At 53.3% G+C, this 22,785-nt stretch carries 24 protein-coding genes, 1 pseudogene and 1 riboswitch; of the genes and pseudogenes, 14 read left to right on the top strand and 11 right to left on the bottom strand.

Annotated elements, in window-relative coordinates:
• Together KW828_RS07585 and KW828_RS07590 are read left to right on the top strand one after the other, a co-directional pair.
• A complete protein-coding gene (locus tag KW828_RS07585; RefSeq protein WP_088218766.1) occupies positions 1-339 on the top strand; it encodes a YebY family protein in 339 nt (112 codons plus the stop codon).
• A 513-nt stretch (positions 340-852) separates the two neighbouring features.
• The gene (locus KW828_RS07590; protein ID WP_218335811.1) at positions 853-1,749 is read left to right on the top strand and encodes a diguanylate cyclase; all 897 of its coding nucleotides are present in this window, start codon (positions 853-855) and stop codon (positions 1,747-1,749) included.
• Between the two features lie 44 nt (positions 1,750-1,793).
• Here the strand turns inward: KW828_RS07590 and KW828_RS07595 are convergent, their stop codons facing one another.
• From KW828_RS07595 to yebS, 6 genes are all read right to left on the bottom strand, one after another.
• Entirely contained in the window at positions 1,794-2,234 is a 441-nt protein-coding gene (locus tag KW828_RS07595; RefSeq protein ID WP_218335812.1) for a hypothetical protein, read from the bottom strand.
• Positions 2,235-2,348: 114 nt separating this feature from the next.
• On the bottom strand, positions 2,349-2,540 hold the full coding sequence (locus KW828_RS07600; protein WP_218335813.1) for a YebW family protein: 192 nt from the start codon (positions 2,538-2,540) through the stop codon (positions 2,349-2,351).
• Positions 2,541-2,642: 102 nt separating this feature from the next.
• Entirely contained in the window at positions 2,643-2,882 is a 240-nt protein-coding gene (locus KW828_RS07605; RefSeq protein WP_218335814.1) for a YebV family protein, read from the bottom strand.
• A gap of 113 nt (positions 2,883-2,995) precedes the next feature.
• Entirely contained in the window at positions 2,996-4,435 is a 1,440-nt protein-coding gene (rsmF, locus tag KW828_RS07610; RefSeq protein WP_218335815.1) for a 16S rRNA (cytosine(1407)-C(5))-methyltransferase RsmF, read from the bottom strand.
• A 79-nt stretch (positions 4,436-4,514) separates the two neighbouring features.
• On the bottom strand, positions 4,515-7,148 hold the full coding sequence (locus KW828_RS07615) for a PqiB family protein (RefSeq protein WP_218335816.1): 2,634 nt from the start codon (positions 7,146-7,148) through the stop codon (positions 4,515-4,517).
• Complete coding sequence (gene yebS, locus KW828_RS07620) at positions 7,117-8,400, bottom strand: membrane integrity lipid transport subunit YebS (protein ID WP_218335817.1); 1,284 nt, start codon at positions 8,398-8,400, stop codon at positions 7,117-7,119. The genes KW828_RS07615 and yebS overlap by 32 nt, the downstream gene beginning before the upstream one ends.
• A gap of 130 nt (positions 8,401-8,530) precedes the next feature.
• On the opposite strand from yebS, the gene KW828_RS07625 reads away from it, so the two are divergent.
• The 5 genes from KW828_RS07625 to kdgR all read left to right on the top strand — a co-directional run bounded on the left by KW828_RS07625 (position 8,531) and on the right by kdgR (position 13,937).
• Positions 8,531-9,028, top strand: a complete 498-nt coding sequence (locus tag KW828_RS07625) for a GAF domain-containing protein (RefSeq protein WP_218335818.1) — start codon at positions 8,531-8,533, stop codon at positions 9,026-9,028.
• A 97-nt stretch (positions 9,029-9,125) separates the two neighbouring features.
• Positions 9,126-9,821 carry an RNA chaperone ProQ gene (gene proQ / locus KW828_RS07630; protein ID WP_218335819.1) on the top strand — a complete coding sequence of 232 codons (696 nt, stop codon included), beginning with the start codon at positions 9,126-9,128 and terminating at the stop codon, positions 9,819-9,821.
• 19 nt (positions 9,822-9,840) lie between these two features.
• Complete coding sequence (gene prc / locus KW828_RS07635; protein ID WP_088218755.1) at positions 9,841-11,889, top strand: carboxy terminal-processing peptidase; 2,049 nt, start codon at positions 9,841-9,843, stop codon at positions 11,887-11,889.
• Between the two features lie 192 nt (positions 11,890-12,081).
• The gene (htpX, locus tag KW828_RS07640) at positions 12,082-12,963 is read left to right on the top strand and encodes a protease HtpX (RefSeq protein ID WP_218335820.1); all 882 of its coding nucleotides are present in this window, start codon (positions 12,082-12,084) and stop codon (positions 12,961-12,963) included.
• 182 nt (positions 12,964-13,145) lie between these two features.
• Entirely contained in the window at positions 13,146-13,937 is a 792-nt protein-coding gene (kdgR, locus tag KW828_RS07645; protein WP_218335821.1) for a DNA-binding transcriptional regulator KdgR, read from the top strand.
• 43 nt (positions 13,938-13,980) lie between these two features.
• Here the strand turns inward: kdgR and KW828_RS07650 are convergent, their stop codons facing one another.
• A complete protein-coding gene (locus KW828_RS07650; RefSeq protein WP_218335822.1) occupies positions 13,981-14,214 on the bottom strand; it encodes a YobH family protein in 234 nt (77 codons plus the stop codon).
• 157 nt (positions 14,215-14,371) lie between these two features.
• Here KW828_RS07650 and mgrB point away from each other — a divergent pair, with 157 nt between their 5' ends.
• The 7 genes and pseudogenes from mgrB (at position 14,372) to rlmA (ending at position 19,608) form a co-directional block, all read left to right on the top strand.
• Positions 14,372-14,515, top strand: coding sequence for a PhoP/PhoQ regulator MgrB (mgrB, locus tag KW828_RS07655; protein ID WP_218335823.1), 144 nt, complete (start codon positions 14,372-14,374; stop codon positions 14,513-14,515).
• A 74-nt stretch (positions 14,516-14,589) separates the two neighbouring features.
• Positions 14,590-14,874, top strand: a complete 285-nt coding sequence (locus KW828_RS07660; protein ID WP_218335824.1) for a YebO family protein — start codon at positions 14,590-14,592, stop codon at positions 14,872-14,874.
• Between the two features lie 20 nt (positions 14,875-14,894).
• Positions 14,895-15,899 (top strand): MBL fold metallo-hydrolase, encoded by a 1,005-nt coding sequence (locus tag KW828_RS07665; RefSeq protein WP_218335825.1) that lies wholly within the window; start codon positions 14,895-14,897, stop codon positions 15,897-15,899.
• A 509-nt stretch (positions 15,900-16,408) separates the two neighbouring features.
• A pseudogene (locus tag KW828_RS07670) lies at positions 16,409-16,544 on the top strand (DUF2627 domain-containing protein).
• A gap of 21 nt (positions 16,545-16,565) precedes the next feature.
• Positions 16,566-16,775, top strand: a complete 210-nt coding sequence (gene cspE / locus KW828_RS07675) for a transcription antiterminator/RNA stability regulator CspE (RefSeq protein WP_001062678.1) — start codon at positions 16,566-16,568, stop codon at positions 16,773-16,775.
• A gap of 212 nt (positions 16,776-16,987) precedes the next feature.
• Complete coding sequence (ftsI, locus tag KW828_RS07680) at positions 16,988-18,730, top strand: peptidoglycan glycosyltransferase FtsI (protein WP_218335827.1); 1,743 nt, start codon at positions 16,988-16,990, stop codon at positions 18,728-18,730.
• A 62-nt stretch (positions 18,731-18,792) separates the two neighbouring features.
• Positions 18,793-19,608, top strand: coding sequence for a 23S rRNA (guanine(745)-N(1))-methyltransferase (gene rlmA / locus KW828_RS07685; RefSeq protein WP_218335828.1), 816 nt, complete (start codon positions 18,793-18,795; stop codon positions 19,606-19,608).
• On the opposite strand, the gene mntP is transcribed toward rlmA, so the two are convergent.
• From mntP to KW828_RS07705, 4 genes are all read right to left on the bottom strand, one after another.
• Positions 19,605-20,168 (bottom strand): manganese efflux pump MntP, encoded by a 564-nt coding sequence (gene mntP, locus KW828_RS07690; RefSeq protein WP_218335829.1) that lies wholly within the window; start codon positions 20,166-20,168, stop codon positions 19,605-19,607. The genes rlmA and mntP overlap by 4 nt on opposite strands.
• A 79-nt stretch (positions 20,169-20,247) precedes the next feature.
• Positions 20,248-20,358, bottom strand: a riboswitch (yybP-ykoY riboswitch).
• Between the two features lie 198 nt (positions 20,359-20,556).
• Complete coding sequence (locus tag KW828_RS07695) at positions 20,557-21,015, bottom strand: DUF986 family protein (RefSeq protein WP_218335830.1); 459 nt, start codon at positions 21,013-21,015, stop codon at positions 20,557-20,559.
• Between the two features lie 52 nt (positions 21,016-21,067).
• On the bottom strand, positions 21,068-21,919 hold the full coding sequence (locus KW828_RS07700; protein WP_072568749.1) for a PTS mannose transporter subunit IID: 852 nt from the start codon (positions 21,917-21,919) through the stop codon (positions 21,068-21,070).
• Between the two features lie 12 nt (positions 21,920-21,931).
• Positions 21,932-22,732, bottom strand: coding sequence for a PTS mannose/fructose/sorbose transporter subunit IIC (locus KW828_RS07705; protein WP_218335831.1), 801 nt, complete (start codon positions 22,730-22,732; stop codon positions 21,932-21,934).
• Between the last annotated feature and the right edge of the window lie 53 nt (positions 22,733-22,785).

Here is a 22,785-nt window from a genome sequence, read left to right on the forward strand (position 1 = left end):
ATGAAGAAAAGTATTCTCTCTCTGTTATTACTTACCTGTTCCGCCGCGGCGCTGGCCGCCCCGACAGTGATCACGGTAAGCCGTTTTGAAGTCGGCAAAGACAAATGGGCCTTTAATCGCGAAGAGGTGATGTTAACCTGCCGACCGGGCCACGCGCTGTTTGCGATAAATCCGTCAACGCTGGTGCAATATCCGCTGAATGACGCGGCGCAAAAGCAGGTGGACAGCGGCCAGGCCAAGGGCACCTCTATTAGTGTGATCCAGGTCGATAATCCGCACAAAAGCGGTGAGAAAATGAGCCTCGCGCCGTTCATCGAACGCGCTGAAAAACTCTGTTAAATGCCAAAAATATCTTTTTGATTTCCAATAAAAAAACCGCAGCCCTGATATAAAAGTGCTGCGGTTTTTTACTTTTATGACGTGACTGTCACCGGTTTTACCAGAGCACCATTGATGGCGACTGGAAAAGCTGGCGCTGTCATCTATTCTTAAAGTGCCAGGCGTAGTTTGCCTGCATTAATGCCAACTTTTAGCGCACGGCTCTCTCCCAAGAGCCATTTCCCTGGACCGAATACAGGAATCGTATTCGGTCTTTTTTTATTCCTTTTTCACATCAGAGACTTAGACATCAGCAGCCGGTTCAGTGCTGGATGTCTGTCGCACTGTCACAAGGTAAACGTTTTTTGGAGCGTATCCAACCCCTTTTTAGCGCTTTTCGGCCTCTGTGTGAGATACCTTAGTCACCCTGATGTTAGCGGGGCACACGAAGGTTAAGTTCATTTAATTGATCTGTAGTATTCTCTCGCGCTTATAAAATCATATCTGCGCGCAAAACATTTATCAGGGTTATATATGAACCAGAAACACAGCTATATTGATTCAGATATTCTTGGTCTGAATAATTCATCGGAAGCACATTTTAAATGGCTGGTGAAGGTTTTACATTTTATTACCAATAAAACGGCAGTAATGCCTGAACTGACCTGCTGCGATGCGCATAAGATTTGTGATTTTGGTCAATGGCTCAATGAACGGCTGGCGGAAGAACGCAATGACAGAAGTTTTCTTCTTAATATTGATCGCTCGCATACCGATATTCACTTCACCTGCCGGGCGCTGGTGGAGGCGGTGCGTCGTGGCGAGGCAACACCTGCGCGTTTCGAGCGATTTGAAACATCGCTGTTAGATTTCAACGCCGCGCTGATGGACTATAAAACCCATCTGTTGCAGTTGCGCAGCAGTTACGATGCGCTGACGGGGCTGCCGTTACGCCGTACGCTGGATGAATCTTTTGCCGGCATGGTGGATCAATTTAGTCAGACCGGACTTTATGCGTTATTACTCGACATCGATCATTTCAAAAAAATAAATGATAACTACGGGCATTTGGTAGGCGATGGTGTTTTACGTTGTCTGGCGCTGACGCTGGAAGATAACGTCAGAAAAAGCGAGACGGTATACCGCTATGGCGGCGAAGAATTTATTATTATTTTGCACGCAGACACGCATAAAGAAGCCTGTATTGCCGCCGAACGTATCCGCCAACTGATCGCCACTAAAATCATGAGCGTTTCTGGCCACAAAATTACCATCACCTTTACTGCCGGACTGACCAGAATTAATGAAGACGAAGCATTACGCGAAGTGCTGGAAAGATCGGATAAAGCGTTATATCACGGCAAAGAAACCGGACGGAACCGCTGTATTTATATTGACCGTGAAAAAACAATGGCAAGAATTGAGGTTTAAACAAATAAATAATCCCTCCCCGCAGCGATGCGAGAAGGGATATTTTAACGTTGCAGGAAGAGGGCGTTTTCTCGCGGTGACCAGTCTTTTTCTGAAAAATCAAATACCGGGAAGGTGGCATCCCGCACCCCCTGCGCGAGCAGCATTTCCCGCGCTTCAACCGGCAGGCTTTCCTCACGGAACAATTCAGCGATCACAAACATGGCATCGTTAAATGATAGCTGTTTAATTTCGAAAGGCTTCCAGCCGGTGCGCTTAAAAATCAGGTGGTACAGCGCTTCTTCGCCGGACAGCGGCACGTAGACGCTGGCATATTTATCGCGATGACGGGCGAGCAGCACTTCGAGGATGAATATCTGTGCGATACGCTGCCGGGTGGCATTCCCCAGGTGACTGTCGTCGTTTTCCATTTCGGCAAAGGGAATATCGTTATTCTCACGCACCCGCTTTTCAATGGCACTCCATAACTCATCAAACTTTTGCATACCGCTACCTTGTTAAAAATGTTAACAGCCGTACGACAATAACAGAGAGGCTGCGACGCCGCCAGAAACGCGCACTGGTCGCTGCCTGAGGCGTCAGCAGGTGCAGGGTAGCCATTAAAAATCGCTGTACTCCTGAGCCGGACGCCAGAAGCCATCAATGAAATCTTCAACAGGATAGCAGCCGCCGTGCCGCAAACGTTGCTCGTCCATGGCCACCAGGCACTGTTGTTCGGTGTTAAAGACATCAATCACAATGTCATCACACCCACCATCCAGGTAACAAACAAATAAAACCAGTGCGAACATTCCATCCTCAGATCGGGCTAACGTAAGGTAAGTGTAGGGGATGAACGTAAGCGGGGGAAATAAGCGGAGTAAATAACCCGTCCCAAAGACGGGTTCTTCGGATCAGGCAAGGCGCATAATCCAGGTATCTGACTGCTCATCGTAATGTTCGCGGTAAAGGACCGAATGTTCGCCATCCAGCAGCGCCGGAATGCTGGTATCCGCATCCCAGGCATCAAGTTGCATGCACAGGTCCGGGTCGGAACTGCATGGAATGCGCAATGTTCGTTGGCCCTGCTGTTCGCCTTGCAGCTCAGCATCATCGATTTCAAAGGTGCCAATTCGCACGCTGGTTTTCGTCATAATGCTCTCCGTTACGTTGCTATAGTGGTACGACCAGTAAAGTCACCCATTTTTTAGCCTGGTTCACATACACGAAATACGCCAGTCAGAATGTGCTTAATTTTTTCTGTAGGCTACGGTTTCGCCGCAAACAAACGCCCGTCGCGCACCAGTTCACGGGGATAACTGTTTTTCAGCCGCGAGCCGATTTTTTTTGCCAGCCCCAGCGGTTGCCCCTGGAAAGTCACGATCACATCATCCTGGGGCGGTGTGGTTTGCGGATAGACATCCCGCCCGCGGTACCACTCCTCGGCCTCCTGATGCGTCAGTTCGAAGGCCAGCGGGTTAGCAGTGCCAGCGAGGGCGATAATCGCCTCGTGCTGCCAGCGGAAACCCTTGTTATGCACCTCGGCAAGTTTGATACCGAGACGGGAGAAGCGCACTTTGCCAATCATCGGTTCGATGGCCGCCGGGAATAACCAGATCTCTTTGTCGCGCTGCCACAGCCGCAGTTGCTCGTCCCAGTGCAGCCCGATGTGGCCTGCCGCCTGCACGACATTCGCGCTCTCGCGGGTTTTCATCGGCGCGAAAGGGAAATTACCCACTTTGTAAGTCGGGGCCGGTAAAGGCGGCACGGAGGCCGTTTTACGCAGTCGCGCCACGAAGAAGCCTTCACAGTCGTAAATCTGCGGAAATACGTGCAGGAAACCTTCAGCAGTAAGGGCCGCTTCTGCATTGGGAAACAGCGTGGCCAGCGATTCAAACTCCACGGCGTCCGGGTAGCGCGCTTTCAGCCACTGACAGATAGCTTCATTTTCATCGGTATTCAGCGTACAGGTGGAGTACACCAGCGTCCCGCCTGGGCGAAGCGCATGGAAGGCGCTGTCTATCAGCTCGCGCTGGGTGGCGGCGATCTCCAGATTGCTGACAACCGACCAGTTTTTCAGCGCATCAGGATCTTTGCGCACGACGCCTTCGCCGGAGCAGGGCGCATCCAGCAAAATGGCATCAAAGGCCTCTGGCAGCGCGGCACCAAAGACACGGCCGTCGAAATGGGTGAGGGCGACGTTATGAATGCCGCAGCGGCTGATATTGGCATGCAAGACTTTTACGCGGCTGGCGGAATACTCGTTGGCGAGGATCGCCCCGCGATTATGCATACGGGCGGCGATTTGCGTCGTTTTGGAACCCGGCGCGGCGGCAACATCCATCACGCATGTTGGCTGTGCATCTCCGGCGAAGAGCGCGGCGACCGGCAACATAGAACTGGCCTCCTGAATATAAAACAGGCCGCTCAGGTGTTCCGCAGTGCTGCCGAGCGGCACGGCATCTTCATCTTCCCGTTCGATCCAGAACCCTTCTGCACACCAGGGCACCGGCGTCAGATGCCAGTCATACGGGGCCACCAGCGCCAGAAAATCCGTCACGCTGATCTTTAAGGTATTGACGCGAATGCTGCGGCGCAACGGGCGCTGACAGGCGGCAAGAAAGTCGTCGAAGGAGAGATGCGACGGCATGGCCTGGCGCATTTGCGTAAGAAAATCTTCAGGAAGGTAAACAGAATTGTGGGCCACGCGCGTATCACCAGCAAAAAAACAGGCGCGCAGTGTAGCACAAAGGCCCCGACGCAGACACGCCGGAGCCTGAAGGTGATTAGCGTGGCAGGGCGGTGCCCCACTGACGCCACTCTTTCGGTTCACTGTCCTGTAACAGGAAGTGTTTACCGACCTGCGCTTTCGGTGCCAGCGGCGTTCCCGGCGGCGTCGCAAAGGCAATCCCGCCGCGAATGAACTGGTTGAAGGTACCGGTTTTCACCACGCCGCCGGTCAGGCCAAAGTCCAGCGAATAACCGGAGGCCAGCCAGAAGACGGAGTTGTTACGCACCAGATGCTCATAGCGCTTACTGATACGCAGACCGACCATCACGCGATCGGACAGCGTACCCAGCGTCAGGCCCGTCACCGTACCCACTTCCATGCCGCGGAACAGCACCGGCGTCCCGATATTCAGCCCGCCTGCTTCCGGTACTTCCACCACGATACTCAGTCCGTCGAGATAACGGGAATCGGCAATGGTCGCTTCCTGAAGTTCGAAATCACGACGCGCGTTGCCGCGCCCTGGTTCAACGTTGATATAAGGCTGCAAAATGGTATCCAGATGTTCAACGCCAGCGGCGGAAATCTGCGGCGTGATCACCGAGAAGCGCGTTCCGGTACGGGCAAAGGTCTGCACATATTCTGGATAGAGCACCGCTTTAGCCTGGACTTCATTGCGCTCGGTGATCAGTTTCAGATCCTGCACCTGACCAATATCAATGCCCAGATATTTGATCGGCATACCCGCAGAGAGTTTTCCGGCATCAAACGCGTGCAGCGTGATCTGCCCGCCGACGGCGCGCGCGGCGGTTTCGGACGGGAACAGCACCCGCTTGTCACCTTTACGCGTTGAGGCACTGGCACCGGGCAGGTTATCGAAGCTGATTGCGCCTTTCAGCGCACGGGACAGCGGTGAGGCCTGTACCGTCAGACCACTGCCATTGAGCTGCACTTTCGCACCACCCTCTGCCCAGAACACGCTATTGCTGGTCAGCAACGAGCGGTATTCAGGCTTGATATGCAGCTGAATGTCGAAGGCGTTGGCGCGCGGCGTGACGGTAATGACTTCGCCCACTTCAAATTTACGGTACAGCACCACCGATCCGGCCTGTACGTCTGGCAGGGTTTCGGCGGAGAGCGTCAGGGTCGTGGTTGGCAGATCGCCAAGGCTGTTTTCCAGCGCTTTGTCGAGGTTGGCGAACAGCGGATAGGTGGATTTCATCTCGCCTTTATTGCCGGGCAGGATGCGGATCCCACCGCTGATCCATTCGCTGGCGCTGGCGGCGAGAAACTCCACGCCGTCCAGTCCGAGTTTCACGTCCACGCGGCTGTTCACCACAAACTTACTGTCGCCGTGCAGCAGATCGCGGTATTGCGGATCCAGCGCCACCGCGAAGGTAACGCCTTTCGCGGTCAGATTACGCTCCAGTACCTGGCCCACCTGGACGCCGTGCAGAACCACCGGCTGACCGGCGTCGATGCCGTAGCTTTCCGGTGCGGTGAGCGTGGTAGTAATGACGCCTGGCTCCTGTAGCAGGGTTTTATCGGCGGGCAGCACCACAAAGTGATCCCGCGGCTCGCCTTCTCCCGGCACCAGCTCCAGCGTGTTGCCGGTCAGCAGCGAGCTGAGGCTGGTGTCGTTAAGCGAAATTTTCGGGCTGCGCATTTCGATTCGCGTGTTATCACGCAGCAGGTTGACGACGCTGGGATCCACCGTCATTTCGCCGGTCACCCCACCGCCCGGATTGAGGTTGATTTTGGTCAACTGGCCCACTTCCAGACCCTGATACATCAGCGCCGTGGAGTTTTCTTTCAGCCCCTGGCCGCCCGGCAGATCGAGTTTGATCAGCACGCCGCGCTGGCTGTGGGCTAAGTCTTCGTAAAGCCCGAATTCATCATCAGGCTCTGCCAGTTTTGAACTGTCCGGCGAGTCAAAGGCAATGGCACCGTTGACCAGCGAGGCGAGGCTTTCCAGCTCCACCTTCGCACCGCTGAGGCCCACATCCGCTTTGACGCCGGAAACGTTCCAGAAGCGGCTGCCTTTTTTCACCAGATTCGTAAAGCGGCGCTCGATCAGTACGTCGATGGTGACGCCCTGTTTATCTTTATTAATGGCGTAATCATAGACGCGGCCTACCGGGATTTTACGGAAATAGACCAGCGAGCCGCTGTTCAGCGAGCCAAGATCCGGCGCATGCAGATGGATCATCAGCTCACCGTTATTAAGACGGTATTTAGGCTGCGTATCCAGCGCGGTAAAGTGATCCTGCGGTTCGCCTTTGCCCGGCATCATGCCGATATAGTTGCCGCCTACCAGCGCATCCAGACCCGAAATCCCTGCCAGCGAGGCTTTTGGCGTCACCAGCCAGAACTGCGTATCGTTACGCAGCGCGTCTTTCATATCGGATTTGATACTCGCCCGTACCTCAATTTTATTGAGTTTTTCGCTCAGGCGAATGTCCTGCACTGTGCCAACCTCAACCCCCTGATAACGGACCGGTGTGCGTCCCGCCACAATGCCATCGGCAGAAACGAAGTCGATGGTAATGGTATTACCGCGATCCTCGAAACTGCTCCAGACGAGCCAGCCAGCGATCAGTAAGGCAATGACCGGCAGCAGCCAGAAAGGTGAAATACGACGTTTAGTTTTAATTCGCGCTTCAGTCGGTGAAGCGGGGGTTTCCTGACTCATGTGCATCCCAAAGTAAGCGGCTGTCCAGCCATTCCACAGCAAGAATAGTCAAAATTACCGCTGCGCCGAAATAAAACGCAGCTGGCCCCATCGTAAACGCGAGCAGCTGATCGCGATTAATCAAAGACATGGTGAGAGAAATGACAAACAAATCCAGCATCGACCAGCGCCCAATCCAGGTCACCAGCCGCAATAACAATACACGAGTCCGTAAACCTTGCTCGCATTTAAAATGGATGCTGATAAGCAGTGTCAGCATCACCAGAACCTTGGTGAAGGGCACCAGAATACTGGCGATGAAGACGACCGCGGCGACGGCGATATTGCTGCTGGCCAGTGAAATAATCCCCGACATAATGGTGTCTTCCTGGCGCGCGCCGTTAATGTAAACCACCGAAATGGGCAACAGATTCGCCGGTAACAGAAAGACCATAGACGCCAGCAGCGCTGCCCAGCATTTTTGAACACTCTGCCGACGGCGAAAGCGTAACGGAATATGGCAGCGTGGGCAGCGTCCACGGGCATCCGGCAGCCCGGTAAAATGACAGCCGAGGCAGACGCGCAGATTCTCATGTGGACGGGTGGCGGGGCGCTGGGGGTAAAAACGCTCCCATAACTGCTCCACGTTAAGATGAATAATGGTCAGAATGCTGAGGATCACCAGTGCGATAAACGCCAGCAGCCCGACGCCCGGTTGCAGAAAGGCGTAATCCTGCACCTTGATGGAGGCAACGCCGATGCCGACCAGATAAATATCCAGCATCACCCACTCTTTGAGGCGCTCGATCATCAGCAGTACCGGGCGCAGGTTCATGCCTAGAATATTGCCGAACCACAAATAGGCAATGGCGGCGACCAGCACCAGCGGCGCACCCACGGCACAGAAGAAAACCATTGCTGCGGTCAATGGATCGCCCTGGGCCGTCATCTGCCAGATCCCCATCAGCAGGTTGGCATCAATGCGCGTACCCAGCAGATAGAAACGCAGTAATGGCTCGCTCCAGGCGAAGGGCATCAGCAACAGCATGGTGACAGCCATCGCTGCCAGCCGGGTGAGTGACCAGTCGCGCCCGTCGCGGATCTTAGCGTCACACCGCGGACACCAGGCGCTCTGGTGCGATTTCATCACCGGTAACGCAAAAAGCGTATCGCACTGCGGGCAACGCTGATAATGTGCACGAGGCAAAGCATCACCAACCGAATGAACGGTGATTTTTTTGTCCGGTATTACCTGCGAGATTTTTAAAGCCATGGTTTCAGTAGCCAGTGAGGGAATGCATCTATATTAACTCATGAATGGAATCATCTTGAGCAAGAACGCATTTAATGCTTATTTTATTAGGCTATGCAGGAATTTTGTAAGACAACCAAGTGATTAAATAATGACCAAAGCAGATTTCTATGCGGATTTGAACCGCGATTTTCAGGCATTAATGACAGGTGAAAGCAGCTTCTTAGCCACCCTTGCTAATACCAGCGCGCTGCTGTTTGAGCGTCTGGAAGGGGTTAACTGGGCAGGTTTTTATCTGCTTGAAGGTGAGACGCTGGTGTTAGGCCCGTTCCAGGGAAAAATCGCCTGCGTGCGAATTCCTGTTGGTCGCGGGGTGTGCGGCACGGCGGTGGCGCAAAATTGTGTGCAGCGTGTGGATGATGTTCATGCGTTTGATGGTCACATTGCCTGCGATTCCGCCAGTAATGCTGAAATTGTGCTGCCGGTGGTAGTAAATAATCAGATACTGGGCGTGCTCGACATCGACAGTACCGTCTTTTCCCGCTTTACTGCTGAGGACGAAGAAGGCCTTCGCCAGCTGGTATCACAGCTTGAAACGGTACTGGCGGCGACCGATTACAGTAAATTCTTTGCGACCGTCGCAGGATAATCAACGGATAACGTAGCATTTACTGATAGCGTCATTATAATGACGCCTGTTCATGCCTGCGGCTAGTTGGCTACGTCCGTTGTAATCAGGAAATTTCATGGAAAATCAACCTAAGTTGAACAGTAGTAAAGAAGTTATCGCATTTTTGGCCGAACGTTTTCCGCTCTGTTTCAGTGCAGAAGGCGAAGCGCGCCCCCTGAAAATTGGTATTTTTCAGGATTTAGTCGAGCGTGTTGATGGTGAGATGAACCTCAGCAAAACTCAGCTTCGCTCCGCATTGCGTCTTTACACCTCCAGCTGGCGCTACCTGTACGGTATCAAAGCGGGTGCAGCACGTGTCGATCTCGACGGCAACCCTTGTGGTGTGCTGGATGAGCAGCACGTAGAGCACGCTCGCAAGCAGCTGGAAGAAGCCAAAGCCCGTGTGCAGGCACAACGTGCCGAGCAGCAGGCGAAAAAACGCGAAGCTGCCGCCGCTTCCGGTACTCCGGAAGAAAACGCACCGCGTCGTGAACGTAAACCGCGCCCGGCGACGCCACGTCGCACTGAAGGCGGTGAGCGTAAACCGCGTGCCGATAAGCCAGCAGCCAAGCCACAGCGCGCACCGCGTGAAGAGCCGAAGCACACCCCGGTGTCAGATATTACTGCACTGAGTGTTGGGCAGAATCTCAAGGTGAAAGCGGGCAACAATGCTATGGATGCCACCGTAACGGAAATCACCAAAGATGGCGTTCGTGTGCAGCTGACTTCTGGTATGTCAATGATTGTACGCGCAGAACACTTGTTGTTCTGAAACGGAGGCCAGGCCTGGCATGAACACTTTGTTTAAGCGCACCGCGTTGGCTGGCCTGCTCCTGATTACAGGGCAGGCTTTCGCCGTCGAAGATATTACGCGTGCTGATCAAATCCCGGTACTAAAGGAAGAGACGCAGCATGCAACGGTCAGTGAGCGTGTGACCTCGCGTTTCACCCGTTCCCATTACCGTCAGTTCGATCTGGACCAGGCGTTTTCCGCCAAAATCTTCGATCGTTATCTGAACCTGCTTGATTACAGCCATAACGTGCTGTTAGCCAGCGACGTCGCTCAGTTTGCGCAAAAGAAAGGCGTGATTGGCGATGAGTTACGCACCGGTAAACTTGACGTTTTCTACGATCTCTACAATCTGGCGCAGAAGCGTCGCTTTGAGCGTTATCAATACGCGCTGAAGGTGCTGGAACGTCCTATGGACTTTACCGGCAACGACAGCTTTAACGTTGATCGCAGCAAAGCGCCGTGGCCGAAAGACGAAGCCGAGCTGAACGCTCTGTGGGACGGCAAGGTTAAGTTTGACGAGCTGAGCCTTAAGCTCACAGGTAAAAACGAAAAAGAGATCCGTGAAACCCTGACGCGTCGCTATAAATTTGCGATCCGCCGTCTGGTGCAGACCAACAGTGAAGATGTGTTCTCACTGGCGATGACCGCGTTCGCGCATGAAATCGATCCGCACACTAACTATCTCTCGCCGCGTAACACCGAACAGTTCAACACGGAAATGAGCCTCTCGCTTGAGGGGATCGGCGCTGTGCTGCAAATGGACGATGACTACACCGTCATTAACTCGATGGTGGCAGGTGGTCCGGCAGCGAAAAGCAAAGCCATTACCGTTGGCGATCGCATTGTGGGCGTCGGTCAGACCGGGCAAAACATGGTGGATGTGATTGGCTGGCGTCTTGATGATGTCGTGGCGCTGATCAAAGGGCCGAAGGGCAGCAAAGTGCGTCTGGAGATCCTGCCGGCTGGCAAGGGTACCAAAACGCGCATTGTGACGTTGACCCGCGAACGCATCCGCCTCGAAGATCGCGCCGTGAAAATGTCTGTGAAAACCGTTGGCAAAGAAAAAGTCGGCGTGCTGGATATTCCGGGCTTCTACGTTGGCCTGACGGATGACGTCAAGGTGCAACTGCAGAAGCTGGAAAAACAGAATGTCAGCAGCGTGATCATCGATCTGCGTACTAACGGCGGTGGCGCACTGACTGAAGCGGTATCGCTCTCAGGTCTGTTTATCCCATCTGGCCCGATGGTGCAGGTGCGTGATAACAACGGTAAAGTGCGTGAAGACAGCGATAACGACGGCATTGTCTACTATAAAGGCCCGCTGGTGGTGCTGGTTGACCGCTTCAGCGCCTCGGCATCGGAGATTTTTGCCGCTGCCATGCAGGACTATGGTCGTGCACTGATTGTCGGGGAACCGACCTTCGGTAAAGGGACCGTGCAGCAATATCGCTCGCTGAACCGCATTTACGATCAGATGCTGCGTCCGGAGTGGCCAGCGCTGGGCTCGGTGCAGTACACCATCCAGAAATTCTACCGCGTGAACGGCGGCAGTACGCAGCGTAAAGGCGTAACGCCGGACATCATCATGCCAACCGGCAATGAAGAGACGGAAACCGGTGAGAAGTTTGAAGATAATGCCCTGCCGTGGGACAGCATCAACGCCGCGACCTTTGTGAAGTATGGCGATTTAACGCCATACGGGCAGCCGTTGCTGAAAGAGCACAACGAGCGTATCGCGAAAGATCCTGAGTTCCAGTACATCATGAAAGACATTGCCCGTTTCAATGCCATGAAGGAAAAACGGGATATTGTGTCGCTCAATGAGGCACAGCGCGAGAAAGAGAACGCTGAGGATGACGCCATTCGTCTGGCGCGTCTGAACGATCGCTTTAAACGCGAAGGTAAGCCGTTGCTCAAGAAGCTGGATGACCTGCCAAAGGACTACAAAGAGCCGGATCCGTATCTGGATGAAACGGTGCATATCGCTCTTGATCTTGCCCATCTCACTAAAGATCAACCGGCGGCGAAGCCCGCTCCCGCAAAATAAAAATCACAGGCACAAGAAATTGTGCCTGTTTTTTTTAACAAACATCTGTTCACGTCAGCATTGCCATACTCAATGTAAAGTTGTGTCTTTCTGGTGACTTACGAAGCCGGGATCCTTGAAAATGCCGCGTATACCCATACGATGTGGGTAATCGCATAGTGCGTTTTGTTAAACTGGGGTTAAAAGAAAATTATGATGCGGATCGCGCTTTTCCTGCTGACCAACCTGGCCGTGATGGTGGTTTTCGGGCTGGTGCTTAGCCTGACAGGCATTCAGTCCAGCAGTATTCAGGGCTTGTTAATCATGGCGCTGCTTTTCGGTTTTGGCGGATCCATCATTTCACTGATGATGTCGAAATGGATGGCGCTGAAATCGGTGGGTGGGGAAGTCATTGAGCAGCCGCGTAACGATATGGAACGCTGGCTGATGCAAACCGTTGAGCAGCAATCCCGCCAGGCGGGGATCGCGATGCCACAGGTCGCTATCTACCATGCGCCGGACATTAACGCTTTTGCCACCGGACACAGCCGTAATGCCTCGCTGGTAGCGGTGAGCACGGGCCTGTTGCAGAACATGAGCCGCGATGAAGCAGAAGCGGTTATCGCCCATGAAATCAGCCACGTGGCGAATGGCGACATGGTGACCATGACGCTGGTGCAGGGTGTGGTGAACACCTTTGTGATCTTCATCTCCCGTATTCTGGCGCAGCTGGCGGCGGGCTTTCTTGGCGGTAACCGCGAAGAGGGTGAAGAGAGCAACGGCAACCCGATGATCTATTTTGTAGTGGCGATGGTGCTGGAGCTGGTGTTCGGTATTCTGGCCAGCATTATCACCATGTGGTTCTCTCGCCATCGTGAATTCCATGCGGATGCGGGCTCCGCCCGTCTGGTTGGCCGCGAAAAAATGATCGCCGCGCTGCAACGTCTGAAAACCAGCTATGAGCCGCAGGAAGCCAGTACCATGATGGCCTTCTGTATCAACGGTAAATCTAAATCGCTCAGCGAGCTGTTTATGACGCACCCGCCGCTGGATAAACGCATAGAAGCGCTGCGTAGCGGTGCTTACCTGAAATAAGACGTCAATTGACACTGCAAGCGCGCCATCCGGCGCGCTTTTTTGTGCCTTCCGGCAGGATATTCGGTTTTATGTCGCAGATTTGTAAAGAAGATGCGAAACGCGCATTGCGGGAGGACGCCCGCGAATTTATAATAAAAACCGGTTCTATTTTTTATAAAACACTGGCGATGAGGTGATTAATGGCAATCGCAGATTTGGATAAACAGCCAGATTCTGTCTCTTCAGTTCTGAAGGTTTTTGGCATCCTGCAGGCGCTCGGCGAAGAGCGCGAAATTGGTATTACCGAACTCTCGCAGCGGGTCATGATGTCAAAAAGCACTGTTTATCGCTTTTTGCAGACCATGAAATCGCTGGGTTATGTGGCGCAGGAAGGGGAGTCAGAAAAGTATTCGCTGACGTTAAAGCTTTTTGAGCTGGGCGCACGTGCGCTGCAGAATGTTGATTTGATCCGCAGCGCGGATATTCAGATGCGTGAACTGTCCCGTCTGACCAAAGAGACAATCCACCTGGGCGCACTGGATGAAGACAGTATTGTCTACATTCATAAAATCGATTCCATGTACAACCTGCGCATGTATTCCCGTATTGGCCGCCGCAACCCGCTGTACAGTACCGCGATTGGTAAAGTGCTACTCGCATGGCGTGACCGTGAAGAAGTTAAGCAGATCCTGGAGGGGGTGGAATACAAACGCAGTACCGATCGCACCATCACCTCGACCGAAGATTTGCTGCCGATGCTGGATATCGTGCGTGAGCAGGGGTATGGCGAAGATAATGAAGAACAGGAAGAAGGCCTGCGCTGCATCGGCGTACCGGTATTCGACCGTTTTGGCGTGGTGATTGCGGGTCTGAGTATTTCGTTCCCGACGCTGCGTTTCTCTGAAGAGCATTTGCACGATTACGTGGCGATGCTGCACACCGCCGCACGTAAAATCTCCGAACAGATGGGCTATAACGACTACCCATTCTGATCCCTGATAATTGCCCGGTAGCATGATTTTACCGGGCAATCGCTTAATCGATCACGGTGTTGCTTTTACGCAGTATCGGGCAATTCGTAAAACCAATGATTCCGCTGTCGGTATGAATGTACTGCGCTGTGCTGAAGCCCTGGGCCGTCAGGTAGCGACATTGCAGACCCAGCCCAGCGGCGTTTTCTTTGCTACCCACCAGCACGCCGTATCCACTCAGCAGTACGCCAATCCACAGCAGGGCGATGATCATAATGATGCGAACGGTCATGCGCATATAAACTCCTTTTATTCTCGTATGCCTGAAATCCTGATAGTTTTTACGCAATGAAACAAGTCACGCATTCCTAAAAACGCCGGATAGCGCTACAGTTACCCGCGGTTTAATAAACGCGTGATAACCTTTGGGATAAGGTATTAAGTCGGAGAGTGTAGTGAGAAAATTTCGGTGGCTTATCGTGATCGCCGCACTGGTTGCCTGCCTGTTGCTGTGGACCCAGATGCTTAATGTGTTATGCGATCAGGATGTGCAGTTTTTCAGCGGTATCTGCGTTATCAATAAATTTATACCCTGGTGACAGCATTTTTTCAGTGAATGATTTCCTTCCTTAATGCCAGTGGTAAGATAGCGCGTTAACATTGAGGTGGTGAAATGAACGAAGTACTGAATTCGGGCGCGTTGAATCTTGCGTCTGTGGTTGTATCGCTGGTGGTGTTGGTCGCAGGGCTTATCCTGTGGTTTTTCGTTAATCGTCTGAGCTCACGCACCAGTGAGCAGATCGAATTGCTTGAAGCGTTGCTCGATCAGCAAAAGCGGCAAACCGCCTTGCTGCGCCGTCTGTGCGAAGCGAATGAACCTGAAAAAGAGGTCGCGGAAAAAGCAGTCAACGTGCAGCCTGATGGCGACGACTTTATTCGCCTGGTCGCCGAGCGCTGACAGTCGGGGGAGGGTGCAGCATGGTATGGAAAAACCCCTGGTACAATCCTGATTTGCCGCATCACTCCCCTGATGGCTTTCGTAATCTGTCCGACACCGGGCATCAACCTGGCGATGTAGAACGCTGGCGTAAAGAACGCCGCGCTGCCGGGTTACCTTTAGCGCCGCAGGGCGGCTATCCCGCATTTATTGATACCTGGTGGCAACGTGCGGTTATTTCCGGCGAAGACGATCGCGTCTGGTGGCTGGGTCATACCAGTATGCTGTTACGACTCGATGGAATTTCACTGTTGATCGACCCGGTATTTTCACATCGTGCCTCACCGGTAAGCTTTAGCGGGCCACAGCGAAAAACCCCGCCGTCGCTGAACGTCAGCGATTTATCCGCCCTTGATGCCATCCTGATCTCCCACAACCATTATGATCACCTTGATAAACGCACAATTCGCGCGCTGGTAAAGCGCTTTCCTGACGTCACGCTCTTCGTTCCGCTTGGTCTTGGCGACTGGTGTCGCCGTCGCGGCGTGCGCCATGTGATTGAACTGGACTGGTGGGAGGAGCGCGAATTCAGAGGGCTGACCCTCAGCGCGACCCCTGCTCAGCACTGGAGTATGCGCACACCGTGGGATCGTAATCGTTCACTCTGGTGCGGCTGGGTGGTGGCTTCCTCCGCACAGCGTTTCTGGTTTACTGGCGACACCGGCTTTACCCCGACACTGGCGGAAATTCCGCGCCGCCTTGGACCCTTCGATATGGTGGCGCTACCGGCAGGGGCCTATGCACCACGCTGGTTTATGGCGTCGCATCATATGGATCCACAGCAAGCAATACAGCTCTGGAAGATGGCCGGTGAGCCACTGGCGTTTCCGGTTCACTGGGGCGTGTTTGAACTGGCGGATGAGGCGCTTGATGATCCGGTTCGTGAGCTACGCCACGAATTAAACGAAGCGGGAGGAAAAGGCGATAACTTCCACATCCTGAAAATTGGTCAGTATTTATCCTTTCCTGCGAAAATATCTTCATAAGCTTTTACTTATTACTACTATGGCCCTTAATCGTTATTATTTTTTGCACCAGCGAAACGTTTTTCCTGCTTTAACATGAGGCAACGTCATTAAAATTTCATTATTATGGTGCAACATTGACATTATTTGCTTAACTTCTATCCGCTCTTTTAAGTCCTTTGTATAACCATACATAATTAGTTTTGGATTGACATTTTCATGTTAAATTTCTATGTCAGAAGAAAAAACTATAACGATATATTTTATATTATATCAACCGGTTAGCCATATCTGGATCAAATGAACCTAATACGCTATGGTTCTAAAGTCGTGGATTTGACAGCCTCACTCAACGTGCCGCAGCGCCTTATAGGTATCGCAGGCGTTAAGTTTTAGGCCTTATCGCGCAAATGTAGTTACGGCTACTACTGAATTTGTGCGGCGGATCCAGACATGTTTAAAAATGGCTTGCCATATTTGATGTTGTATGTGATAACACATTGTGAGTCGAACGAGGTACAGTTCTGTTTATGTGTGGCATTTTCAGTAAAGAAGTCCTGAGTAAACACGTTGTCGTTGAATACCGCTTCTCTGCCGAACCTTATATTAGTGCCTCAAGCAGTAATGTCTCAGTTTTATCTCAAGTAATGCCTGCGGGCTAAGTAAACACTCTAAGGAATTTTGCAAATGGCAAAGATTAAAGGTCAAGTTAAGTGGTTCAACGAATCTAAAGGTTTTGGCTTCATTACTCCTGCTGACGGCAGCAAAGATGTGTTCGTACACTTCTCTGCAATCCAGGGTAACGGCTTCAAAACGCTGGCTGAAGGCCAGAACGTTGAGTTCGAAATTCAGGATGGCCAGAAAGGCCCGGCAGCAGTTAACGTTACCGCTATCTGATTTCTGCCACCGACTTGAGCGCCGCGGGCGCGTCAATGTCAGCATAAAGCCTCGCCCGGTGCGGGGCTTTTTAATGTCTTCATTTCAAAGTGTTACTCTCTGCCTGCTCATTATTCTTTTGTAGCAAACCCATACCGTTATTAGCACAGTTTTTTCCCTTTCAGCGCCTGTTTCCCGTTAAATCAGCGGGTTAATTTATTTCAGGAGCCACGGTGAAAAAGAACAGCGTCACCCGCAATTTTACCCCCCTGCGTTTTACTCTGCTGTGCATCGCCATTCTCTTTTCGCTTGGCATACTGTTGGGACGAACCGCCTGGCTGCAAATCATCGCCCCGGACAAGCTGGTCAGGCAGGAAGACATGCGTTCTTTGCGGGAAGTGAAGGTTTCATCGCCTCGCGGCATGATCGTCGATCGTAATGGTCTGCCGCTGGCCGTCAGCGTGCCCGTTGATGCCATCTGGGCCGATCCGAAAGTTATCCACGAAAAGGGCGGCGTGAAGGATGACGGGCGCTGGCAGGCGCTGGCGAACGCGCTGCATATGCCGCTCGGTGAATTGTCTTCGACGCTCCTCGCCCGATACGCCCAGTCGCGTTTTGTTTATCTGGCACGACAGTTGGATCCGCAGCAGGCGCAGTGGATAGATCATCTCAATTTACCAGGGATTAATCTGCAAACGGAATCGCGCCGTTTTTATCCTGGAGGACAGGTTGCCGCCAATCTCATTGGTTTTACGAATATCGACGGGCAGGGTATTGAGGGCGTTGAGAAAAGCTTTAACGCGCAGCTCACCGGCAAGCCGGGTCTGCGGGAAGTGCGTAAAGATCGCTATGGGCATGTGATCGAAAACATCACCGAAACACCCGCAGTACCGGCACAGACCCTGACGCTGAGCATCGATAAACGCCTGCAAACGCTGGCGGAAGATGCGCTGGATAACGCCGTCAGCTGGAATAAAGCCGAGTCCGGTGCGGCCGTGCTGGTGAAGGTGCAAACGGGTGAAGTGCTGGCGATGGCGAACTACCCGGATTTCAACCCCAACAACCGCAGCGGCGCGACGCTGAACGATTTTCGCAATCGTGCCATCAGTGACACCTTCGAGCCTGGCTCCACCGTAAAGCCAATGGTGTTGATGACCGCCCTGCAACAGGGGATCGTGCAGCCCGACAGCGTGGTGGATACTCACCCGTATGTCATTGACGGGCACCGTATCCACGACGTGGGCTATTACCCGGAACTGACCCTGACCGGCATACTGCAAAAATCGAGCGATACCGGCGTGTCACGCCTGTCGCTGGCGATGCCGATCCAAAAGCTGCTCGATACCTATAAAAATTTTGGCTTTGGTATGCCCACCGGACTCGGCCTGACCGGTGAAAGTCGCGGTAGCCTGCCGGTACATCGTTACTGGGGACAGCTGGATCGTGCCACCTTTTCCTTCGGTTATGGCCTGATGGTTACGCCATTACAACTGGCGCATGTCTACGCCACTATTGGCAGCTTTGGCCTGGCGCGACCGTTATCGATTACCCGCGTCGATCCGCCGGTAATGGGCAGGCAGGTGATGCCCGCTAACATCGTTCATCAAGTGGAACACATGATGGAGAGCGTCGCGCTGCCAGGCGGCGGTGGCACCAAAGCGGCGGTTCGCGATTACCGGGTGGCGGTAAAAACCGGTACCGCGAAGAAAATTGGCGATGACGGCAAATACGTTGATAAATACGTTGCTTATACTGCCGGGGTTGCCCCCGCCAGCCAGCCGAAATATGCGCTGGTGGTGGTGATTGACGATCCGAAAAACGGTGCTTATTACGGCGGTGCGGTCTCAGCGCCGGTATTCAGCGAGATTATGACCCGCGTGCTGCGCATCGAGAACGTCGAACCCGATGGCCTGCGCCCCGGCGATGCTCATCTGCTGGTGCTTAATTCTCCAACCGGAGCCGACGCCACACGCTAAATCATTTCCCGTCGGGGCGATTGGCGTTACACTTTCGCCCTTTATGACCGCCCGGAGTTGTTATGTCGTTCAGTTGCCCCCTTTGCCATGCGCCGTTGCGCCGCCAGGAAAATAGCTTTGTCTGCCCGCAACGGCATCAGTTTGATCGGGCGAAAGAGGGCTACGTCAATTTGCTGCCCGTTCAGCATAAACGCTCCCGCGAGCCGGGTGACAGTGCGGAGATGATGCAGGCGCGCCGCGCCTTTCTGGATGCCGGACATTATCAACCCCTGCGTGATGCCATCAGTCAGCAACTGGATGCGCGTTTACCATCGCAGGCGAGTGGGCTGCTGGATATTGGCTGTGGCGAAGGGTATTACACCGATGCGTTCGCGCAGATCGCCGCCCGACACGGGGCGCAGACCTTCGGGCTGGATGTGTCAAAGCCTGCCATCCGCGCGGCAGCAAAACGCTATCCGCAGGTGATGTTCTGTGTGGCGTCAAGCCACCGTCTGCCGTTTGAAGATTGTACGCTGGACGCGGTGGTGCGAATTTATGCCCCTTGCAAAGCGCAGGAGCTGGCAAGAGTGGTGAAAGTGGATGGTTGGGTGATAACTGCTGCGCCCGGTCCGCACCATTTACAGGAGCTGAAAGGGCTGATCTACGACGAGGTACAGCTACATGCACCGCAAAACGAGCAGATCGACGGCTTTACACTGGTGCATCAACAATCGCTGGGTTACAGCATGACGTTGAGTGGGGCAGAAGCCGTGGCGCTGTTACAGATGACGCCTTTTGCCTGGCGGGCAAAGTCGGCGGTCTGGGACGCACTGGCGAACAGGGCGCAGTTTACTTGCCAGACGGATTTCAGCATTCAGTGCTGGCAACGTCACCGCTAACCGGCGAAGTGGCTCCAGAGGATCTGCGAGCCGATACCAATCAGCACTATCCCGCCAAGAATTTCGGCCCGTTTACCCAATAGCGGGCCGATAAACCGGCCAATCATTATCCCCAGGGTGGACATCACCAGCGTAGCGCAGCCGATGGCGAGGGCGGTGGTAATAATATTGACGTGCAGAAAGGCCAGCCCGACGCCGACTGCCATGGCATCAAGACTGGTGGCGATCGCGGTGGTCACCAGCAGCCAGAAACCGTGACGCTGGATCGGCGTATCGTCATTGTCGTTTCCGCGTAGCCCTTCCAGCACCATCCTGCCGCCCAGAAACACCAGCAGGATAAAGGCGATCCAGTGGTTCCACTCCAGCACAAACTGGCTGGCGAGCATGCCCAGACCCCAGCCGATCAGCGGCGTCAGCGTTTCAATCACGCCGAAGATCAGACCTGTACGCAGTGCATCAGAAAATTTAGGTTTGTGTAGCGTGGCACCTTTACCGATTGAGGCGGCGAAGGCATCCATCGACATACCAAAAGCGAGCAGCAGTGTAGCGGAGATATTCATTAGAGCGTCCTGACCGGGGTATCCATATAACACATCACTGCCCCCAGTAATCAGCAGTTGATGTGTCAATGGTCTCGCCAAATCAAACGACTACTCGGTTTGATTCGTACGCGCCACGTTTTTCAACGAGTATGTTGACGCGCACATTTCCGGGGTGAATGGAAATCGGCTACTCCCCAACGACGGGCGCAACCTTACCATATTTTTTAGCGACAGAACAATCACAGAAATTTATCGCTTTTATTATCAGATGATAACGATTTGCATTTGTCTTTATTGGTAAAGTTAACGTTAAGAAATATAAGTTACAGGGCCGGAAAATAATATAGCAGGGGCTATATCTGCGCTGATTTTATGGGCAAAAATATAGCCTGCGCTATATTTTAAGTTATTGAGTTTTAAGCATTACGTGGTAGATCCGTTCCAAATCTTTGATATTTCGTACACGGATCAAGAGTCGCCGCTGCTCTAATTGCATTACCAGCACACCATCTTCGGATAAATTCATCTCCTTAATCCGGTGATACGCAATCCAGACATTGGCGAAGAAAAATCCCTCTTTCTTGAAAATGATCTTTGGGGCGCGAACCCAGAACAGATAAATAGCCATCAGCGCCAGTGCACATAATAACCATGTGGTTAAAACAGCACCGTTATTGACGATGTTATTATAAATAAGGATCACCAGCAGTCCGGCGAAAATGAAGCCATCTATCCGGTTAGGTCGTAGCAGGGGAACGCTAAGCAGCGTCTCGCCGTGGCGGCGGGGCATAATGAATTCATCATAAAGTGCGTAAGCTAACAGTGCCGCAACAAACAAAATCAATACGATAGCCGTGATCGTCATTCATCCTCCCGAAAAAAAGCCGGGGCAAATGCCCCGGCGCACAGCATAAAACTTACAGACCCAGCAGGCCGACAGCGTAACCGGCAATACCGATAACAAAGAAACCGACGATGATCCACAGCGGGTTCACTTTCTTACGCAGCAACCACATACAGGCAAAGGTCAGCAGCAGCGGCACCAGACCCGGCATCAACTGGTCAAGAATGGTCTGCACGGTGGTGACGTTGGTTTTCCCGGTCTGGTCAGTGATCTCCGACACCACCAGCGGAATATTTACGTGCGTCCACTTGTTAACTAACGCCCCCATGACAAACAGGCCGAGAATTGACGCCCCCTCGGTCAGTTTCTGCAGGAAGCCGCCGCCCATGTCTTTTACGATGTCCACCCCTTTACGGTAGCCATAGGCCACGCCGTAATAACGGGTTGCCAGACGCACAGCGTTAAACAGGATGAAGAACAGCAGTGGCCCGAGCAGGCTACCGCTCATTGCGATCCCGGCTCCCAGCGCGGCGAAGACCGGACGCACCGTACCCCAGAAGATCGGGTCACCGACACCAGCCAGTGGCCCCATCAAACCGACTTTAATACCGTTGATGGCACCGTCGTCAATTTCTGCGCCGTTGGCACGCTGTTCTTCCATCGCCAGCGTCACGCCCAGTACGGGCGCCGCTACATAAGGATGGGTATTGAAGAACTCCAGGTGGCGTTTAATCGCCTGGCGACGCGCTTCGTTGTTTTCCGGATACAGACGTTTGATCGCCGGCACCATCGAGAAACAAAAGCCCAGCGCCTGCATACGTTCGAAGTTCCACGACCCCTGGAACAGGTTAGAACGAATGAACACGCCACGAATATCACCCGGAGTGAGTTTTTTCACCGCGGTAGTTTTTGTCATATCAACCATGTCGCTCACCTGCTAGTCCAGTTCGTTATCAAGATCGTTTGCACCCGCGGCCGGTACCGGGCCACCTGCTGAACGGTTGTATTTCGGGCTCAGCTGGATGTAAAGGATGGCCATTACCGCACCAATCACACCCAGCGCGACCAGGTTGAAGTTGGTGAAGGCAGCCGTGACGAAGCCCAGGTAGAAGAACGGCATCAGGTAGCCCGCGCGCATCATGTTGATAACCATCGCATAACCCACCACGACGATCATGCCACCGGCGATGTTCAGGCCGCTGGTGACCACCTCAGGGATGGCGTTCAGCATGTTCTGCACTTCGCTGGTACCCACAGAAACCGCGACGATCACCGCCGGAATGGCGATACGCATTGCCTGCAGGAACAGGGAAGAAACGTGGATCCAGGAGAGCGCCGTGAGGTTGCCGTTGTCGGCCGCCTTATCCGCCGCGTGCTGGAAAGCCACGGTAATGGTACGCACGATGATGGTTAACACCTGGCCTGCAGCGGCCAGCGGGATGGCCAGGGCGATACCGGCACCAATGCTCTGACCACCGGCAATGACCAGCACGGTAGAGATTATCGACGCCAGCGCAGCATCTGGTGCCACCGCGGCGCCGATGTTCATCCAGCCGAGGGCGATCATTTCCAGCGTACCACCGATGATGATGCCTTTTTGCATATCACCAAGCACGATACCGATTAACGTACAGGCCACCAGCGGACGGTGGAACTGAAACTCGTCGAGCACCGATTCCATACCGGCAATACAGGCCACGACAAACACCAGCACAATCTGAAGAAGGGTGATCTCCATTGTACTTCTCCTATAACTAAGACGTAGTTGTGAAAACTGAGTAATTCAGCCTG

It is taken from the genome of Enterobacter sp. ENT03 (assembly GCF_019218745.1).
Taxonomy (GTDB): Bacteria; Pseudomonadota; Gammaproteobacteria; order Enterobacterales; family Enterobacteriaceae; genus Enterobacter_D.

Coding starts and splice junctions, on each gene's coding strand:
- KW828_RS07585 (WP_088218766.1), top strand. CDS start 1: ATGAAGAAAAGTATTCTCTCTCTGTTATTACTTACCTGTTCCGCCGCG.
- KW828_RS07590 (WP_218335811.1), top strand. CDS start 853: ATGAACCAGAAACACAGCTATATTGATTCAGATATTCTTGGTCTGAAT.
- KW828_RS07595 (WP_218335812.1), bottom strand. CDS start 2,234: ATGCAAAAGTTTGATGAGTTATGGAGTGCCATTGAAAAGCGGGTGCGT.
- KW828_RS07600 (WP_218335813.1), bottom strand. CDS start 2,540: ATGTTCGCACTGGTTTTATTTGTTTGTTACCTGGATGGTGGGTGTGAT.
- KW828_RS07605 (WP_218335814.1), bottom strand. CDS start 2,882: ATGACGAAAACCAGCGTGCGAATTGGCACCTTTGAAATCGATGATGCT.
- KW828_RS07615 (WP_218335816.1), bottom strand. CDS start 7,148: ATGAGTCAGGAAACCCCCGCTTCACCGACTGAAGCGCGAATTAAAACT.
- yebS (WP_218335817.1), bottom strand. CDS start 8,400: ATGGCTTTAAAAATCTCGCAGGTAATACCGGACAAAAAAATCACCGTT.
- KW828_RS07625 (WP_218335818.1), top strand. CDS start 8,531: ATGACCAAAGCAGATTTCTATGCGGATTTGAACCGCGATTTTCAGGCA.
- proQ (WP_218335819.1), top strand. CDS start 9,126: ATGGAAAATCAACCTAAGTTGAACAGTAGTAAAGAAGTTATCGCATTT.
- prc (WP_088218755.1), top strand. CDS start 9,841: ATGAACACTTTGTTTAAGCGCACCGCGTTGGCTGGCCTGCTCCTGATT.
- htpX (WP_218335820.1), top strand. CDS start 12,082: ATGATGCGGATCGCGCTTTTCCTGCTGACCAACCTGGCCGTGATGGTG.
- kdgR (WP_218335821.1), top strand. CDS start 13,146: ATGGCAATCGCAGATTTGGATAAACAGCCAGATTCTGTCTCTTCAGTT.
- KW828_RS07650 (WP_218335822.1), bottom strand. CDS start 14,214: ATGCGCATGACCGTTCGCATCATTATGATCATCGCCCTGCTGTGGATT.
- KW828_RS07660 (WP_218335824.1), top strand. CDS start 14,590: ATGAACGAAGTACTGAATTCGGGCGCGTTGAATCTTGCGTCTGTGGTT.
- KW828_RS07665 (WP_218335825.1), top strand. CDS start 14,895: ATGGTATGGAAAAACCCCTGGTACAATCCTGATTTGCCGCATCACTCC.
- cspE (WP_001062678.1), top strand. CDS start 16,566: ATGGCAAAGATTAAAGGTCAAGTTAAGTGGTTCAACGAATCTAAAGGT.
- rlmA (WP_218335828.1), top strand. CDS start 18,793: ATGTCGTTCAGTTGCCCCCTTTGCCATGCGCCGTTGCGCCGCCAGGAA.
- mntP (WP_218335829.1), bottom strand. CDS start 20,168: ATGAATATCTCCGCTACACTGCTGCTCGCTTTTGGTATGTCGATGGAT.
- KW828_RS07695 (WP_218335830.1), bottom strand. CDS start 21,015: ATGACGATCACGGCTATCGTATTGATTTTGTTTGTTGCGGCACTGTTA.
- KW828_RS07700 (WP_072568749.1), bottom strand. CDS start 21,919: ATGGTTGATATGACAAAAACTACCGCGGTGAAAAAACTCACTCCGGGT.
- KW828_RS07705 (WP_218335831.1), bottom strand. CDS start 22,732: ATGGAGATCACCCTTCTTCAGATTGTGCTGGTGTTTGTCGTGGCCTGT.